The 2,953-nt window shown below is 67.9% G+C and carries 2 protein-coding genes; both read left to right on the forward strand.

Annotation, left to right across the window (positions count from 1 at the left end; all coding sequences use genetic code 11):
* Positions 1 to 2,048 (forward strand): type I polyketide synthase (locus ABEA50_RS30845; protein ID WP_345500011.1); only part of this gene is annotated, 2,048 nt, incomplete at its 5' end.
* Positions 2,045 to 2,953 (forward strand): beta-ketoacyl synthase N-terminal-like domain-containing protein (locus ABEA50_RS30850; protein WP_345500013.1); only part of this gene is annotated, 909 nt, incomplete at its 3' end. The genes ABEA50_RS30845 and ABEA50_RS30850, both read left to right, overlap by 4 nt.

The following is a 2,953-nucleotide window of genomic DNA, read 5'->3' on the forward strand; positions in this document are numbered from 1 at the left end:
ATTGGTCGTCGGGTGGGGTGCGGGTGTTGTCGCGGGCGCGTGCGTGGCCGGAGACGGGTCGTGCTCGGCGGGCTGGGGTTTCGGCGTTCGGTGTGAGCGGAACAAATGCGCACATCATCCTCGAACAGGCGCCCGAGACAACAACACCGGTGCCGAGCCAGCCCGACGACACGGCCTCGGGATGGCTGGTGACCGCCAATACCGAGGTCGCCCTGCGACGCCAGGCGCGCGGCTTGGCCGAGCATGTGCGCACACATCCGGAGATCGACGTTGCCTCGGCGGCAACGACATTGGCCACCGGCAGGGCCAGGCTCGCACGACGTGCAGTGGTGATCGGACGCACCGCCGAGGAGTTCGCACAAGGTTTGGCCGCACTCGCCGACGACGCACCGACACTCACCACCACGCACGGCACCGCGCGACCGCGCAACCAGGTGGCGTTCGTCTACCCCGGCCATGGTTCGCAGTGGGCCGGGATGGCGGCGACCTTGCTGGACAGCGTTCCGGTCTTCGCCGACACGGTGCATCGGTGCGCGCAAGCCCTTGCACCGCATCTGGATTGGGATGTAGTCGAGTTTCTGCGCTCAGGGGAAGGCAGTCTGCCCGGCCGGACGAATGTCGAATTCGACCAGCCGACGCTGTGGGCGGTGATGATGGGACTCACCGCCCTGTGGGAGTCGGTCGGTGTCAGTCCCGATCTGGTGATCGGCCACAGCCAGGGTGAGGTCGCTGCGGCGTGCGCGGCCGGAATACTGAGCCTGGAGGAGGGAGCGCGCATCGTCGCGGTGCGCAGCCGCCTGCTCGCACGGTTGGTCGGTCGCGGCGCGATGGCCTCGCTCGCATTGCCGCGCGAGCGTGCCGAGGTCATGCTGCGCGCGGTGACCGGCGTGGATATCGCGACCGTCAACGGCACCGAGGCCGTGGTGGTCTCCGGTGACGCTGACGGTATCGAAGCACTGATCGCCGCGTGCGAGGCCGAGGGAATTCGTGCCAAGCGGCTGAACGCGGAACTGGCGGGCCACTCCCCGGTGATCGATGCGGTGGCCGAAGAAATGCGCAGCGAACTGGGCGAGGTCGCGTTGAAACCGGCGGTGGCGAAGATGATTTCGACGGTCACCGGCGAGCAGGTGCGCGCCGAGGAGTTGGACGGTGCGCACTGGTTCCGCAATCTGCGGGAGCCGGTGTTGTTCCACACCGCGGCCAGCGCGGCGCTCGCGGACGGCTGCGATGTGTTCGTCGAGGTGAGTCCACACCCGGTGTTGGTCGGACCGCTTACCAAGACGATCGAGACTTCGGCATCGCCCGATGCGGTGGTCACCGGAACGCTGCGTCGCGATGAGGGCGACGTGGTGCGGTTCCTCCAGTCGGCGGCCGAACTCGAGGTGAGCGGGGTGCGCGTCGACTGGTCGGCCTCGGCGCCCACCGGTGCGCCGGTTGCCCTGCCCACCTACGACTTCGAGCGTCGACGCTTCTGGCTCGACGGGACGGTCGCGCTGCCGACCGTCACCTCGGTGTCGGGTGCCGCCAAGGCCGGTGATGACGACGGCACGCCTGCGGCGTCACTTGCCGCGTTGCCGCAGGACGAACGCCTCGATGCGGTGCGCGCACTCGTGCGAGCCCAGGTGCGGACGGTATTGCGGCTGGAGGAGACCGACGACCTCGATGTCGAATCCCCGCTCAAGGAACTGGGTTTCGAGTCGGTGTCGGCGGTGGACCTCACCAAGCGCCTCGGCAAAGCCACCGGGTTGCGGCTCTCCTCGACGCTGGCCTTCGAGTATCCGACGCCCGAGGAGATCTCCGCGCACATTTGCGGACTGCTGGGCAAAGCGGCCACGCCGGGGGTTTCGGTTCTGCTCGATCAACTCGAAAGTGCCCTGCTGGAGGGGCAGGCGGGCGAGGAGACCCTGACACGGGTACGGCGCCTGCTCGCGGGGGTCGACCCGACGACGGGCTCCGCATCCGAGGAGCCGGTCGAGCAGGATCTCGACCTCGACGCGGCCAGTGACGACGAACTGTTCGACATCGTCGACGTCGGGAGGAATCTGTGACCACGGGACAAGCGGGTACCGAACGCGAAGCGAAGCTGCGGGCCTACCTGAAGAAAGCGATCGCGGACTCGCAGGACCTGCGCGCACAACTGCACGAGCTGCGCTCCACAGCGACCGAACCGATCGCGGTGGTGGGCATGGGATGTCGGTATCCGGGTGGAGTCCGCTCGCCCGCGGATCTGTGGAAGCTGGTGTCCGAAGGCGCGGACGCGATCACGCCGTGGCCCGCCGACCGGGGATGGGATGCCGAGGGTTTGTTCCACGAGGACCCGAAGCGGGTGGGGTCGTCGTATGTCCGCGCGGGCGGGTTCGTTTCGGGAATGGCGGATTTCGACGCCGGATTGTTCGGGATGTCGCCGAGGGAGGCGTTGGCGACCGATCCGCAGCAGCGTCAGCTGCTGGAGGTGACGTGGGAAGCCTTGGAGGACGCGGGGATCGACCCGCTTTCGTTGCGCGGCAGCAATACCGGCGTCTACACCGGCATCGTCGCCGACGACTACGCCGACGGTTACTGGACATCGGTGCCGCCGGAGTTGGAAGGCTATGTCGGCGTGGGCACTTCGGTGAGTGTGGCGTCGGGGCGGGTGGCCTACACGTTCGGCCTGGAGGGTCCCGCGGTGTCGGTGGATACCGCGTGTTCGTCGTCGTTGGTGTCGATGCACTTGGCGGTCTCGGCATTGCGCGGCGGGGAATGCGATCTGGCCTTGGCCGGGGGAGTGACCCTGTTGACCTCGCCGTCCGGCTTCATCGAGTTCTCCCGGCAGCGGGGACTGTCGCGGGATGGTCGGTGTCGTTCGTTTGGTGCGGGTGCGGATGGTACGGGGTGGGCTGAGGGTGTGGGTGTGGTGTTGTTGGAGCGGTTGTCGGATGCGGTGGCTGGGGGTCGTGTGGTGTTGGGGGTGGTG

The organism is Nocardia callitridis (genome assembly GCF_039543305.1).
Taxonomy (GTDB): Bacteria; Actinomycetota; Actinomycetes; order Mycobacteriales; family Mycobacteriaceae; genus Nocardia; species Nocardia callitridis.